Raw genomic sequence first — 13238 nt, 5'->3', positions numbered from 1 at the left:
ACCCGGGAGCGCCGCTCCGCCGGGGCCACCGCCGCGCTGGTCGCCGTCGCCGTGGTCGTGGCGATCGGGGCGGGCGGATCGGTGTACGCGTTCATGAACGGCACCGCCCCGGGGCCGACCACCTCCCCCGGCCCGTCGGGCTCCGCCGAAACCGGCGGCGACGGGCAGCAGGGCGGCGAGGGAGCCGTCCCGAAGGGCTTCCTGGGAACGTGGACCGGCTCCATACCAGGCGAACAGGGCGCTTCCGCAAGGACGTTGACCATCCGGCAGGGGAAAGTGGGCGACCAGGTCCTCGTCCTCACCGCCGAGGGGCCCCTCGCCTCCGGATCCACGTACCACTGCGAGTTCACCGCCCCCCTCTCCGACCGGCCCGCCGGGGACGGCACGGTCCGTATCGGGCCCTCCACGGTGTCCTCCGGGCGTCCGGCCTCCTCCTGCACGCCCGGGAAGCCCACCGAGCTGACCCTGCTCCCGGACGGGGACCTGCGCCGGTCCACGGCCGGGACGGGCGAGAGCCTGATCTACACCAGGTCGGACTGAGAGGCTCCGGGAACCGTTGCACCGGACTGCTCCACGCCCGCCCCGGAGGACGGCGTCCGCAGCGCCCGGGTGATCAGCGCCGCGCCGCCCAGCAGCACGAGCACCACCACCATCGCGTTCCGCAGCCCCACGTGGTCGGCCAGGAAGCCCAGCGAGGGCGGGCCGACCAGGAACGCCGCGTAGCCCGCCGTCGACACCGCCGCGACCCGGGCCGAAGCGTTCCGCACTCCCTCGCCCGCCGCCGAGATCGTGACCGGGAAACCGAGCGAGGCGCCGAGGCCCCACAGCACCACGGCCGCCCCGGCGAGCAGCGCGTTGTCGGAGAAGACCACCAGGGCCACGCCGGCCGCCGCCACCAGGGCGCTGGCCCGGACCACGGCCGCCGGGCCGTAGCGCACCAGCAGGGGCCCGCCGGTGAACCGGCCCGTCGTCATCGCGACGGCGAACAGCATGAACGTCAGCGAACCGGCCGTCGCACTCGTCCCGTGGCCGTCCACCATCAGCAGCGGCAGCCAGTCGTTGGCGGAGCCCTCCGCGAAGGCCATGGCCAGCACGATGAGACCGATCAGCACCAGCCGACGGTCCCGCCAGACCGCCACCTGCGCGCGCACGCCTCCGGTCCGCGCCCCGTCACCGTTCTCCCCGTCACCGGCCGCCGCCCCCTCCTGCCCCGTGCCCGCCGGCACCGCCCGTACGGTCCACACCCCGGCCGCCGCGACGGCGACGGCTATCGCCGCCAGGTGCCAGCCGACCGGGAACCGGACCGCCGTCAGCCCCATCCCGACCAGCGCGCCGACCACGGTCCCCAGGCTGAAGCAGCCGTGCAGCACCGGCAGGACCGGGCGGCCCAGGGTCCGTTCGACGGCCGCGCCCTCGATGTTGAACGCCACCTCCGCCAGGCCCATCCCGGCGCCGAACAGCGCGAGTCCGCAGAACACCCCGGCCGACGCCTCCAGTGCCGCGCCCCCGGCGATCACCAGCAGCCCGGCCACGAGGAGCCCCGCCCCGACGGCGATCACCGGCCGCCCGCCGCGCCTGCGCACCAGCCCGCCGGAGACCAGCACCCCGGCCATCGACCCGATGGAGAGCCCGAACAGCACGAGGCCCATCGATCCGGTCGTCACGTCCAGGGCGTCCCGGACGGCCGGGGTGCGGGCCACCCAGGACGCCATGCTCACCCCGGTGGCGAGCATGAAGAGGAAGAGCGCCGCGCGCCAGCGGCGGGTGGTGGCGTCCATGACCGGCGGGTTCTTCATGGGGGTCGGGCCTCGGCAGACAGGTGGGGAGCGTTTCCGGCGTACGAGCGTACGCCCGGAGCGTACGCTCGTACGTTCCCTTCGGCGACCCGTCGGCCGCACGGCCGCCGCTCCCCCGCGCTCTATGCTGCGAGGAGGACCCGAGCCCACCGAGGAGGCCGCGTGGCGACAGGGCGCACCGACCCCGAACGCCGGGACCGCATCATCGACGCCGTGCTGGACCTCATCGTCGACGAGGGCGTCGCGGGTGTCTCGCACCGTAAGGTCGCCGCCCGCGCGGGCGTTCCGCTCGGCTCGATGACGTACCACTTCTCCGGCATGGACGAGCTGCTGCACGAGGCGTTCACGCGCTTCTCCGGCACGATCGTCGCCGTCTTCGAGGAACGCCTCGGCGCCGCGAGCACCCCCGACGAGGCGCGCCGGGCCGTCGCCGATCTCGTCCACCACCTCTCCGGCGGCAATCAGCGCGAGCTGATCCTCACCCACGAGCTCTACACCCTCGCCGCGCGCCGGCCCGCCTACCGCGAGCTCACCCGCACCTGGATGGGCCGCAGCCGCCGCGCCCTGGAATGGCACTTCGACCCGGCCACCGCCCGTCAGCTCGACGCGCTCATCGAGGGCCTGTCGATCCACCGAGCCCTGGAGACCGAGCCCCACGAGCGCGCCCTGACGGTCGAGGCGATCGCGCGGATCACGGCGCCGGACCCCGCGGGGCCCCAGGGGACGGAACGCGACTGAGGCCGTCCCGGCCGTTCCCGCCCAGTATTTGCATGGGCATGTATCTTGTTGCTTATCGCAGTCAAGAAGGGGAGCCGTCCGTGACGATCCACCAGCAGCCGCGCGCCGCCTCCGACCAAACCATGTGGGAGGCCGTCCTCGGCCTGCACACCTTCGTGGAGCGCCAGCTCGCGCACACCCTTCAGCGCCGCTTCGGCGTCGGCCTCTCCGAGTACCGCGCCCTGGAGGCCCTCACCCGGGCCGAGAGTGGCGAGTACCGCATGCAGGAGCTCGCGGACCGCGTCGGCCTGAGCCAGAGCTCCGTGACCCGCCTGGTGGGGCGGCTGGAAAGCGCGGGCTACGCCTACAAGGACCACTGCGCCGACGACAAGCGCGGCGTCTACGCCGTCATCACCGACGAGGGCCGCAAGCACTACCAGGACGCCCGCGCCACGTACGCCGAGATCCTCAGTTCGGCCCTCAACACCGCTGGCGCCGACGACCAGCTCGCCCGCGCGGTGCAGGCGCTGCGCGGCGCCGCCGCCTGACACGACCGCGCCGGACGGCGGGACCCGCCACCATCGGGAACGACCGCCCGGCCGGCACCGCCCCCGTACGCCGAACGACTCCGCCCGGTACGCCGCAGGCGCCCGCCCACCCCGTCACGAGGGGATGGGCGGGCGCCTGCGGCGTACCGGGCGGAGAAGTGTCAGACCTGAAGTGCGCCGGTCCGGTCGGCGATCGGCCCGGAACTGGGTGCGGCCGCCGTCTCGGGCTTCGTCCGGTCGGCCAGCTTGAGCCAGATGACCCCGACGATGATGACGGCCAGCCAGATGCCCTTGGCCGGGGTGAGGGTCTCGTCGAAGAAGAGCGGGCCCAGAACAGCCGCACCGACCGCGCCGATCCCCGCCCAGACGGCATAGCCGATGCTCACGTCGATCGTGCGGAGGGCGAGGCTCAGCGCATAGAGCGTCAGCAGGAAGAACACCACAGCGACCAGGGACCAGGTCAGGACGGTGAAGCCTTCGCTGCCGCCGACGGCGAGCGCGTACCCGATCTCGAAGACTCCGGCGAGGAGGAGCGAGAGCCAGGCGTTGGTGGAGTTCTTGGCGGGGTTCGACATGGGAGGTGGGTCCTCTCAGGGGTGGCGTCGGGCGTTGCCCGGGAGGGGTGCGTGATGCGTGCGAGGTGCGCGATGCGGGGGCGTGTGCGGCTCGGGGATCAGGCGGATCCGCTCAGTTGCAGACCGACGACGCCACCGATGACGAGGAGAATGCCGATCGCCTTGTGCGCGTTCAGCCGCTGGCCGAAGAACAGCGCGCCGAGGACGGTGATGCCGACGCCCGCCACGGACGTCCACAGGGCGTAGCCGACGCCGACGTCGAAGGTCAGCAGCGCCTTGCTGAGGAAGAAGGTCGCGGCGGCGCCGCTGGCCAGGGTGATGCCGGTCCACTTGCGGTTCTTGAAGCCCTCCGCCTTTCCGGCGGCGATGGCGACCAAGATCTCGAAGACTACGGCGACGGCAAGGTGGAGCCAGTGCATGGGAGGTCCTTCCGTGCGGTGAGTCGAACTGCCCGTGCCTGCATAATTGCCTGCACATGCAAGGAAATATTTGCCATGGGACTGCGCCGAACCGGCCCGGCCCTGGGCGTTAATCTTGCATGTGCAAGTAATCACTGTCAAGCACGTGCCGACGAAGGGAAGTTGTCCGGCGTCGACCCTCCGCGCCGCCGGGGCGACGGACAGGGAGAGCCGGCCGGAACCGGCCGGCAGAGGCGGGAAGAGGCGGGAAACCCCTTGCGGGAGCGCTCCCGCACCTGCAAGATCCCGCGCATGACCTCTCCGTCGCCCGTGCTGCGCCCGTACCGCCCCGAGGACCGCGAGGCCCTCTTCGACATCTGCGTACGCACGGGGCACGAGGGCGGGGACGCCCGCCACCTCTACCCGGACCCGGGCCTGCTGCCGAACATCTTCGCCGCGCCCTACGCCGCCCTGGAGCCGGAGCTGGCGTTCGTGGTCGAGGACGGCGGGCGCGCGGTCGGCTACATCCTCGGTACGGCGGACACCGCGTCCTTCGTCGACCGCTACCGCGCCGAATGGCTCCCCGGCCTCGCCGAGCGCCACCCGGCCCCCGTACGCGAACCCGCCTCCCCCACCGAGCGGATGACCGCCCTGATGCACGACCCCGAGCGCATGATCGTGCCGGAGCTGGCCGACTATCCGGCCCACCTGCACATCGACCTGCTCCCGACCCACCAGCGGGCGGGGCACGGGCGACGGCTCATGGAAGCCTTCCTCGCCGCCCTGGACGAACAGGGCGTCAAGGCGGTCCACCTGGGCGTGCTCACCGCCAACACCCGGGCCCGCGCCTTCTATGACCGCGTCGGCTTCCACGGGATCGCCGTTCCGGACGCGGGGCCCGTGACGTATCTGGGCCGCTCAACTCAGTAACGCATAAGCCGCGTTGAAAAGAATGAGCGTGTGCACGAACCGCCCCGGACGGGTTGGCGGGTACCGCCACATCAACGGCCAGGTATCACCCCCGAGCGCCGGTACGGGAACGTAACTGATGCGGCCCGTGGCCGCGTTGAACGTCGTCACCACACGCGGCCACGGCCGGCCGGCAGTCGAGCCCGCCGGCACGAGGAAGTACACCCCGCGCCGCCCGTTCGACTCGGTGACGACGGGACCCGGTTCGCCGCCGACCAACTCCTCCATCAGGTCGGCCAGCCGCCGCCCGTCGTCGCCGTCCACGCGGACGGCGTCGAATTGCACGCCCGCCTTGCGGAGATGAAATCCGGAGTCCGGAATCCACTCGGCCCTCAGCCCACCATTAAGTGCGTTCACAGGACGATTGTGACCCCGATCACCTAGCGTTCTCACTACCTGCCGAGGTGCGTCGCACAGCCGTTGACCTGCTCGAACTTCTCTGAAGTGGGGTGGAATTCAACGACTTCGCGTAATGACCGGTTGAGTTCGGTTGAGTCGAAAAGAGATCGCGTAATGGCGAGTGCTGAGAACAAGCAGACCGCGAGCCCGATGGCCCTCATGGTGGCGGATGTGGCCCGGACGATGCGTATCCAGCGCGGGTGGACACAGGAACAGCTCGGTCAGGAGCTCGGCTACTCGGCAGCGGCCGTGAGCGCCATGGAGACGTGCGCGCAGCCCGCGAGCGACGCGATGCTGGTCGAGCTGGAACGGGTGCTCGGCAACGGGACCGCCGTGTTCGAGAGCGCACGGCGGTACATGCGGATGGAGAGGTATCCGCTCCAGTTCCAGGACTACGCGCTGCTGGAGCAGGCGGCGCTGAGCCTTCAGCTGTTCGCGACGAACGTCATCCACGGGCTGTTCCAGACGGAGGCGTACGCACGCGCGCTCATCGGCGGCGGATGCCCGCCGCTCTCCGACCAGCGCGTGGAAGAGCTGGTCCAGCTGAGGATGGAGCGCAAGGCCCTCTTCGACCGGGAGCCGGTCCCGATGATCGAGATCATCATCGACGAGTCCGTCCTGCGCCGGGTCATCGGCGACGAGGAGATCATGCGCGAGCAGCTCCTCCATCTCGTGGAGTGCGCGCGCCGCCGTAACGTCACGCTTCTCGTGCTACCCCTGGACGCCGGTAAGTACGGGGAGTACGCAGGAGCTCGCGGCGAGATGAACATGGTGGAGACTCCGGCGCACGAGCATCTCGTCTATCTGGAGGTGCAGGACGAGAGCATGCTGATCAGCGACCCGGCAAAGGTGAGCACCTACGCCCAGCGCTATGCGAAGATCCGGTCACAGGCCCTGGGTCCTCGTGAATCGCTGGACCTCATCAAGCGGTTGGCAGGAGTAGCGGAATGAGCAGCACCCTCCGATGGTTCACGTCGAGCTACAGCAGCGACAGCGGCGGCAACTGCATCGAGGTCGCCTTCGCCTGGCACAAGTCCTCCTACAGCAGCTCCAGCGGCGGTGACTGCATCGAGGTCGCCACCTGCCCCCACGCCGTCCATGTCCGTGACTCCAAGGTGCCCGACGGGCCCGCCTTCGCGGTCGCACCGGACGCCTGGTCCGCGTTCCTCGGCTGGACGGGCTGACAACCCTCCATAACAGCCCTGGTGGTCTGCCTCCTGGCCTGCATCAACCACCACGCCAGGAGGCAGACCACTCACGGAAGGCGCGACTCCGTCACGCGGCGAGCTTCACGGAGTTGATCGGCGTGAAGTCGTGGTCGTAGTACGTGCCGGCCGCCTGGTTGCCCCCGCAGCCGGTGCCGTTGGAGCCCGTGCACCGGTAGGCCTTGGCGCCGCCGGTCTGGTTGTTGAACCAGCGCTTCACGCCGATCTGGTCGTAGATCCTGTGGGTCCCGTAGCTGTAGAACGCGTGGCTCGGCCGGTCGCCGTTCCAGCTGGCGTCCGGGTAGAGACAGACCGCCCCGGACGGGCAGCCGTGGATCGTGGCCGCCGCCTCCACCGCGGTGGCGGTTCCGCCCAACGTGAGTACGGCGCCGATGGCGAGCGCCGTGGCGGCCATGGCCGTCCTCGTGATGGTGCTCCGAATCTGACGCATGCGCATTTTCCCCCATCTGGTCGGTCTTGGGTCGTTCAAAGCTCGTTGAGGAGCTTCTCCCTCGATGATGAGGAGGCCCGTGAAGACGGGTCCAAGGGTTTTCATCGCACGGAAAACGGATGCGTTCATTCGGGGGATCCATGGAACTCCGTATCCATTTCACAGCAGACGACCTGACCCGCATCACGGTGGCTCCCCGCCCTGACCCCATGTGGGAGCTGGTCAACAGCCTGCACGTACTCCAGGCCCGGCAGCCCGCCGCCGACCACGCGCCATGGCTGGAGCATGTCCGCGGGCGGCTGGCCAGGACCGACCTGAGAGAGCCGATCCGGCTGCTCACCACGCTCGTACCGGCCCGGGGACAATTCCCCGACTTTCTGACCCCACCCCACAAGGGCGGGATAGAGGCGGCCCGTGACCTGATTCTGGCCACGCCGACGGATCGCGTGCGCGCCGAGCTTGCCGCATGCTGCACGCAGCGGACGCCGCCCGACCGGCTCCGGCGGCTCGCTGAAGGCGACCGCGCCGCCCGGCAGGAGCTCGACGCCGCCCTCACCGTCTACTTCCGCGAACTCCTCTTCCCCCAAAGGCACTTGATCGACGACGTGGTGCACAGCGGTCGCGCGCACCACAGCCGGGACGTGCTGGAAGGGGGCGCCGAACGGCTGCTGAGCACACTGTCGCCCTGCATCCGCTGGGAGCCGCCCACTCTGGTCGCCGACTATCCGCGCAACGGCGACCTCCACCTGCGGGGTCGCGGCATCTCGCTGATCCCGTCCTTCTTCTGTACGCGGCGCCCCATCACCCTCATCGACCCCGGCCTCCCACCCGTTCTGGTCTACCCGGCGAGCCGTCGCTCCGACGGTGCGGACACCTTCGACGCGCTGCCCGAACTACTGGGCCGCACCCGGGCCATGGCCCTGTGCGCTCTGATCTGCGCGTGCTCGACGGGCGAACTGGCCGTGCGGATCGGTGTGTCGATCGCGAGCGCGAGCAAGCACGCGTCGGTGCTGCGCAAGGCGCGGCTCATCACCAGTACGCGCAGGGGCTGCGAAGTGGTGCACGCCCTGACCCCGCTCGGGCGTGAGGTGGCGCAGGGGCGGAGGCGCGGATCGTGGTGCGGTGAGTGAGGGCCCGTCGTGGGCACGGCTGGTGCCAGGTTGCCCGGCCACCTGAGAATGGTGCGGTTCGATACGGCAGCTCGATACGGCAGCTCGATACGACCAGCTCGATACGGGCGACTCTGGGCGAGGGGACGACGACACCGTGGATCCGATCACACTGGCAGGCATCACGGCCGTGGCACTGAACGAGGGGGTCAGGTTCCTGTACGACCAGGCGGGCGAGGTCCTGCGGAACTACCGCGAGCGGCGCGCGGCCACCACGGAGCTGCCCCCGGAGCTGTTCGAGGCCTCCTCGGGCGAATCCGGGGAGCCCGGGGAATCCAGGCAACTCGTCGCCGACCTGGACACGGTCGCCCGGCTCGAACCCGAGCTGCGTGGCCTCCGCCGCGACCTGGGCGAGTACGGGCAGGGCGTGGACCTCGTCGACCCGCGGGACTCCGAGGTCCTCGCGCTCGTGGACGGGCTGCGCCGCACCCTTGAGGCGGTCTACGGGGCGTCCATCGTGTTCCTCGGGGAGCCGCGGCCGGACACGGTCCGGGTCCGCGGTGGGGTGGAGGTGCAGGAGGTCCGCGGTTACGTGGCGGGGGTCCGCGGCCTGCCCGCCTCCACCGGGGACATCACGGGCACCGTGCGTGCCGACACCGTCGAGGAGGGTGGCCGGGCGATCGGCGTCGACCTCACTGAGTGAACCCGGCCGGATACGAATCATCGCCGGGAGCGGCGGGCGCGGCGAGCAACCGCGCCTCCACCTCGGCCCCCGGGACGAGGACCGCGAACGCCGCGATCAGGTCCACGTGGTCGAGGTCGGCCAGCCGCGGCGAGCCCAGGATCTCCTCCAGGACCCGGCGCGCGTCCACGGCGTCCGGGCCGCCGCGCAGCACGGTCACCACGAGGGTCTCGGCCACGTCGCCGAGGGAGGCGCCGTGCGTCCGGGCTGCCTCGGACCACAGCACCCGCAGGTCCTCGTACCGGCCCAGGCGCGCCGCCGTCCCGGCCAGATCGGTGAACGCTCCGGTCCGCTGTCCGAGGCCTTCGATCTCCCGGGCGCTGCGCGAGGCGGCGGCCAGCTCGGACGCGGCCTGCCCGTCGTCCCCGGCCCCGTGGCATGCCTCGGCCAGGCCCGCCGAGGTCTGGACCCTGCGGCGCAGCGTGACGTCGAAGTCGTCGCGCTCCTCCGCCTCGCGCGGGAGGTGGCTCGTGAGGAAGAAGGTGGAGTCGCCTCTGAACAGAGCTCGGGAGAGGGCCTTCCCCCGTTCTCGTGACGCTGCCCGGACCGCCTCGGGCCAGCCGAATGCGGTGGCCTGGAGCAGGCACCAGACCGCCCCCTCCTCATCTCTGCCGTGGAGCCATACGTCCTCCGGCAGGCCCGCGAGCCGACCGAGGATCCCGTCGACGGTGGAGCGCAGCGCCGCGCGGGCCTCCTCGAACGCCCGGTGGTCGCCGCCGGCCCGCAGGACGCGCGCCGCCAGTTCCTGATCGTAGGGAGAGGCCCCGCGCGGCGGCCCGCCCGGAGCGGGCGCCGTCGCGAGGGGGCTCGGCAGCAGCGCCAGCTCCGCGAACTCGCCGTGCGCCGCCAGCACATGCCGTACGTCGCCCAGGTACATCAGGACGGCGGGCTCGTGGCGTGACGTCGGTGTTCGGGCCACCGTGGCGGCCTCGGCGGGCAGTCGGGCCCGCAGCAGGTTCTTCACGAGCCGGTCGGCGTCCCGCTGTCGGCGCCGCTCCTGGGGCAGTGCCGTGAACCAGGCGGCGGCCTCGGCGCCGAGGGCCTCGGCGCGCTCCCGGTCGCCGCGTACGTGCGCCGCCCAGGCCAGCGCCGCCCTGGCCGGCCCGAGCGCTTCGGTCCCGCGCCCGCCGCGGACCACCGTACGGGCCACCGCGTCCGCCAGACGTTCACGGTCCGGGTCGGCGAGGACCAGGGCGGCCTGGGCCCACAGGTCGTACGGGATCCGGCCGGCGGCCTCGCGGGCGGCGACGGTCAGCGCCTCCCGGCGGTCGGGCCGGGTCTCGGCGCGGGCCGTCCAGGCCAGGGCCCGGACGTGTTCGGAAGGGTGGTCCTCACGCAGCCGGTCGGCCTCCTGTCGCGCCCGGTCGGTCTGCCCGGCCGAGGCCAGGGCACGTACGACGGCCAGCCGTATCCCGACGTCGCACAGGCCGTGGAAGGCGTCGACATGCCCGGCGTACAGGTAGTCGTCCCCGGTGTGCGAGACCCTCACGAGGGTGTTGAGCAGTGCGGGGGCCGCCCGATCGCCGATGTGGGCCATGAAGGTGGTGTGGTGCAGCAGGGCCCGGATGTCTCCGGGGTCCTGCCGCACCAGGGCCGCTTCTCCCGCCGCGCGCGCCGTGGCGACACCGTCCGGCCCGAGGCGCGCCGCCTGGACGATCCGGGCCAGCAGGACCGCGCTGTCGGACAGTGCTCCCCCGCCCGGGCCCCTCCGCTCGACGAGCCGGGGCAGGTGCGCCTCCAGTTCACCCCGAGCGGCGTGCACCAGCAGTACGGAGTCGGCGACGTCCGACCTGAACAGCAACGATGACCAGGCACTCCGGTCGTCCCACGCCGGGAGGTGGCCGGCCGCCATCGAGCGCCCCAGCCGGTCGAGCAGATCCGGGTCCCGCTCCCCGGACGCCGTGAACGCCGCCAGCGCCGCGTGGGTGAGGATCCCGGTGAGCGCGCGGGCGCGGGCGATGTCTTCGCGGATCCGCAGGGCCGGTTCCGTCGCCGCCTCGGGTCCGGCCTCCTCCAGGAGGAACGCCGCGAGGTGGCCCAGGAACTCGTCGTCGCCGACGTCCAGGACGGGGGCGAACTCCTCCTTGCCGAACCGGGCCGCCAACGGGGCCAGCAGCACGGCGACGGCCGGGGACCAGTCGTCGTCGGTCTCACCGAATCCACCGTGAGCGACCTCGTGCAGGGCGGCCGCGGCATCGCCGGCCGAGCGGGCACCCAGAGCGGCCACGATCATCAACAGCCACAGCAGGGCGGTGTCCTGCGGGTAGGTGCGGGCCTTCGCGATCCCTGCCGCCGTCCCCCATCGCAGGGCGGCCCGCACCGGGGTCAGGGCGTCGGCCTCCCGGCGGGCCCGCACCAGATCGAGGGCCAGACCGGCTGCCCGGGGGTGGGCGTGGGCGGCCAGGGAGGACTCCAGCGCGAGGCGGAGGGTGTCCAGGTGCGGGTCCCTGCCGGGTGCGTCCGCACGCTGCGCGGCGAGGTAGGCCGGTGAGCTCGCCAGGGCGTGGAGGCGGTCCCGGGACGCCCGGCTCCGGGCCCGGCTGCCCGCCGAGGCCTCGACGGCGGTCATCAGGTGGTCGGGGAGGTGCCGCAGCAGGTACGGGTCGTCGCAGCCGCCCCAGTCGTCCGCCCACACGGCGAACGCGTGGTCGGCGATGCGCCGATGGCCCTCGCCCGCGTCGATGAAGGGATCGTCCCCCTCGATCAGGAACTCCGCGAACGACCGGTGGAAGAGCGTCCACGGACCGCGCGGTCCGCCGCCCCGCAGGAACTGCCCGAGGACGCCGACGGCGTCAACCACCTGCTGCTCCGTGCGGTCGAGCAGATCGGCCAGCCGGGCGGCGGTGAACCCGTCCTCCCGGGCGGCGACCAGCAGCGCGAGGATCGGGCGGAAGACGGTACGCCACCGTTCCTCGGCCTCCGCGCTGCCGACCGGACGGACCTCCCGGCCCATGAACTGGCGGTAGACGCCGTGGAGTCCGCGCGGGAGCGCCCACGTGCCGCCCGGCCCGGGCCCATGGCCGGTGGCCTGCCCGATGCCGGCCGGCGGCTCCTCGGTGAGGTAGCGCACGTAGAGGTAGTTGCCCTCGCCTGCGACGGCCAGCGCCCGGGCCGGCGCCTCCTGCTCCGGCCCCACGAGCCCCGTGCCCCGTAACCGCGCGCGGGCGTACGCCAGGAGGTCGGCGGTGGGGTCCGGGGCGTCGTCCACGAGGTCCAGCACGACGGCGTCGGGCAGGGTCCGCACGGCGGCGGTGACCCGGGCGTCGTGCCGCGAGGTGAGCACGAAGCGCAGCGGGATCCGGTCCGTGCCGTCGAGGACGAGCTCGGCGATCGTCCGGCGGCCCCGGTAGGTGAGCGCTTCGTCCAGCGCGTCGACGACGGCCACCGGCCGCTCCGCCGGGGCGAGGAGTTCCAGCGGCCGGCACACCAGTTGCTCGAAGGCCTCGTCGGCGGTGGTGTGGGAGAAGGTGACCCGCACCCCGATCACGCTCGCGTCCGGATGGACCGTCCCCGCGCTGGCGGTGCCTTGGATGATGCGCAGCTCACCGGCACTCCCCGAACGCTCCTGCGCCACCCTGGCCAGGGCGTCGGCGAACCCCGGAACCGTCACGCTGAACTGCTCTGCGAGGGACTCGGCGAAGCGCACCGGATCGCAACTGCTGCGGCTGGCCGCGCGGCACCGGTACACCGCTGTGCCCGCGACCGGCGCATCGCCCCAAAGGTTCTGCACGACAGCGGACTTGCCGGTTCCGGGCCCTCCGGTGAGGAACAGACGGCCGGACCCGGTCGCGGTCCACCGCCGTACGGCGTCGGAGAGCCAGGCACGCCCGACGAACGCGGCGACGCCATCGCGCGACGACGGATCGGCAGCCATGCCCGACAGGGTACGCGGGAGTGTCCGGCGCGTCCGGCGGAACAGCACCGGGTGTGCGGCGGGCGGCAGTTGGACGACGGCTCCTGGGGTCTTCCGTTTGGATCAGGCCGGATCAGGCCGGATCAGGGAGCGGGGTCCGGTGCGTGCGGCTGCAAGGCGGAGGAGAGCGTCACTGCGGAGCATGGGCGACCGACGACAACGCGGCAGATGCGCGTGCCGGGCCCCGCGAGCCCGGCATGATCCAGACGCGAGGCCCTAGGTTCTGTCCGGCGGATCATGTGATCGCCTCCCGTGGGCCATCGTGGTGGTCGTGGGGCGGGGCGATCTTACGAACGACGAGTGGGTGCAACTTGCCCCACATCTGCCGAAGACCGGGCGCCGGGGTGGACGTTGGATTGATCACCGAACGGTAATCAACGGGATCCTGTTCCGCGTCCGCACAGGTGTCCCGTGGC

General features: G+C 72.1%; 14 protein-coding genes and 1 pseudogene. 9 read left to right on the top strand and 6 right to left on the bottom strand.

Annotated elements, in window-relative coordinates; genetic code table 11:
• Nucleotides 1-540 (top strand): annotated as a pseudogene (locus tag HET64_RS27925) (serine/threonine protein kinase); the annotation flags it as partial.
• Here the strand turns inward: HET64_RS27925 and HET64_RS27920 are convergent.
• Nucleotides 522-1796 carry an MFS transporter gene (locus HET64_RS27920; protein ID WP_215109924.1) on the bottom strand — a complete coding sequence of 425 codons (1275 nt, stop codon included), beginning with the start codon at nt 1794-1796 and terminating at the stop codon, nt 522-524. The pseudogene HET64_RS27925 and the gene HET64_RS27920 overlap by 19 nt on opposite strands.
• Before the next feature lie 162 nt (nt 1797-1958).
• On the opposite strand from HET64_RS27920, the gene HET64_RS27915 reads away from it, so the two are divergent.
• Both HET64_RS27915 and HET64_RS27910 read left to right on the top strand, forming a co-directional pair.
• Complete coding sequence (locus HET64_RS27915; RefSeq protein WP_215109923.1) at nt 1959-2534, top strand: TetR/AcrR family transcriptional regulator; 576 nt, start codon at nt 1959-1961, stop codon at nt 2532-2534.
• An 80-nt stretch (nt 2535-2614) separates the two neighbouring features.
• Nucleotides 2615-3061 (top strand): MarR family winged helix-turn-helix transcriptional regulator, encoded by a 447-nt coding sequence (locus tag HET64_RS27910; protein WP_215109922.1) that lies wholly within the window; start codon nt 2615-2617, stop codon nt 3059-3061.
• A 161-nt stretch (nt 3062-3222) separates the two neighbouring features.
• Here HET64_RS27910 and HET64_RS27905 read toward each other — a convergent pair whose 3' ends face one another.
• Nucleotides 3223-3636 carry a multidrug efflux SMR transporter gene (locus HET64_RS27905; RefSeq protein ID WP_215109921.1) on the bottom strand — a complete coding sequence of 138 codons (414 nt, stop codon included), beginning with the start codon at nt 3634-3636 and terminating at the stop codon, nt 3223-3225.
• A 98-nt stretch (nt 3637-3734) separates the two neighbouring features.
• Complete coding sequence (locus tag HET64_RS27900; protein ID WP_103511183.1) at nt 3735-4055, bottom strand: multidrug efflux SMR transporter; 321 nt, start codon at nt 4053-4055, stop codon at nt 3735-3737.
• 291 nt (nt 4056-4346) lie between these two features.
• Here HET64_RS27900 and HET64_RS27895 point away from each other — a divergent pair, with 291 nt between their 5' ends.
• Nucleotides 4347-4964 carry a GNAT family N-acetyltransferase gene (locus HET64_RS27895; protein ID WP_215109920.1) on the top strand — a complete coding sequence of 206 codons (618 nt, stop codon included), beginning with the start codon at nt 4347-4349 and terminating at the stop codon, nt 4962-4964.
• Here the strand turns inward: HET64_RS27895 and HET64_RS27890 are convergent.
• The gene (locus HET64_RS27890) at nt 4953-5360 is read right to left on the bottom strand and encodes a hypothetical protein (protein ID WP_215109919.1); all 408 of its coding nucleotides are present in this window, start codon (nt 5358-5360) and stop codon (nt 4953-4955) included. The genes HET64_RS27895 and HET64_RS27890 overlap by 12 nt on opposite strands.
• 156 nt (nt 5361-5516) lie before the next feature.
• Here HET64_RS27890 and HET64_RS27885 point away from each other — a divergent pair, with 156 nt between their 5' ends.
• Nucleotides 5517-6353, top strand: a complete 837-nt coding sequence (locus HET64_RS27885; RefSeq protein WP_215109918.1) for a helix-turn-helix transcriptional regulator — start codon at nt 5517-5519, stop codon at nt 6351-6353.
• Nucleotides 6350-6586, top strand: coding sequence for a DUF397 domain-containing protein (locus HET64_RS27880; protein WP_215109917.1), 237 nt, complete (start codon nt 6350-6352; stop codon nt 6584-6586). The genes HET64_RS27885 and HET64_RS27880 overlap by 4 nt, the downstream gene beginning before the upstream one ends.
• Before the next feature lie 91 nt (nt 6587-6677).
• Here the strand turns inward: HET64_RS27880 and HET64_RS27875 are convergent, their stop codons facing one another.
• Complete coding sequence (locus HET64_RS27875; protein WP_251145968.1) at nt 6678-7058, bottom strand: hypothetical protein; 381 nt, start codon at nt 7056-7058, stop codon at nt 6678-6680.
• A 140-nt stretch (nt 7059-7198) separates the two neighbouring features.
• Here HET64_RS27875 and HET64_RS27870 point away from each other — a divergent pair, with 140 nt between their 5' ends.
• Together HET64_RS27870 and HET64_RS27865 are read left to right on the top strand one after the other, a co-directional pair.
• On the top strand, nt 7199-8188 hold the full coding sequence (locus HET64_RS27870; RefSeq protein ID WP_215109916.1) for a helix-turn-helix domain-containing protein: 990 nt from the start codon (nt 7199-7201) through the stop codon (nt 8186-8188).
• A 136-nt stretch (nt 8189-8324) separates the two neighbouring features.
• Nucleotides 8325-8870: a hypothetical protein gene (locus HET64_RS27865; RefSeq protein ID WP_215109915.1), complete on the top strand. Its 546-nt coding sequence runs from the start codon at nt 8325-8327 to the stop codon at nt 8868-8870.
• On the opposite strand, the gene HET64_RS27860 is transcribed toward HET64_RS27865, so the two are convergent.
• Nucleotides 8860-12783, bottom strand: a complete 3924-nt coding sequence (locus tag HET64_RS27860; protein WP_215109914.1) for a hypothetical protein — start codon at nt 12781-12783, stop codon at nt 8860-8862. The two genes, HET64_RS27865 and HET64_RS27860, sit on opposite strands and share 11 nt — an antisense overlap.
• 310 nt (nt 12784-13093) lie before the next feature.
• Here HET64_RS27860 and HET64_RS27855 point away from each other — a divergent pair.
• A partial coding sequence (locus tag HET64_RS27855; protein ID WP_215109925.1) for a transposase occupies nt 13094-13238 on the top strand: 145 nt, incomplete at its 3' end.

The organism is Streptomyces sp. McG3 (assembly GCF_018619185.1).
Taxonomy (GTDB): domain Bacteria; phylum Actinomycetota; class Actinomycetes; order Streptomycetales; family Streptomycetaceae; genus Streptomyces.
Note: the sequence above shows the minus strand (reverse complement) of the source record. Positions and strands in the feature narration are given on the sequence as shown.

Coding starts and splice junctions, on each gene's coding strand:
- HET64_RS27870 (WP_215109916.1), top strand. CDS start 7,199: ATGGAACTCCGTATCCATTTCACAGCAGACGACCTGACCCGCATCACG.
- HET64_RS27880 (WP_215109917.1), top strand. CDS start 6,350: ATGAGCAGCACCCTCCGATGGTTCACGTCGAGCTACAGCAGCGACAGC.
- HET64_RS27875 (WP_251145968.1), bottom strand. CDS start 7,058: ATGCGTCAGATTCGGAGCACCATCACGAGGACGGCCATGGCCGCCACG.
- HET64_RS27900 (WP_103511183.1), bottom strand. CDS start 4,055: ATGCACTGGCTCCACCTTGCCGTCGCCGTAGTCTTCGAGATCTTGGTC.
- HET64_RS27920 (WP_215109924.1), bottom strand. CDS start 1,796: ATGAAGAACCCGCCGGTCATGGACGCCACCACCCGCCGCTGGCGCGCG.
- HET64_RS27905 (WP_215109921.1), bottom strand. CDS start 3,636: ATGTCGAACCCCGCCAAGAACTCCACCAACGCCTGGCTCTCGCTCCTC.
- HET64_RS27885 (WP_215109918.1), top strand. CDS start 5,517: ATGGCGAGTGCTGAGAACAAGCAGACCGCGAGCCCGATGGCCCTCATG.
- HET64_RS27860 (WP_215109914.1), bottom strand. CDS start 12,783: ATGGCTGCCGATCCGTCGTCGCGCGATGGCGTCGCCGCGTTCGTCGGG.
- HET64_RS27895 (WP_215109920.1), top strand. CDS start 4,347: ATGACCTCTCCGTCGCCCGTGCTGCGCCCGTACCGCCCCGAGGACCGC.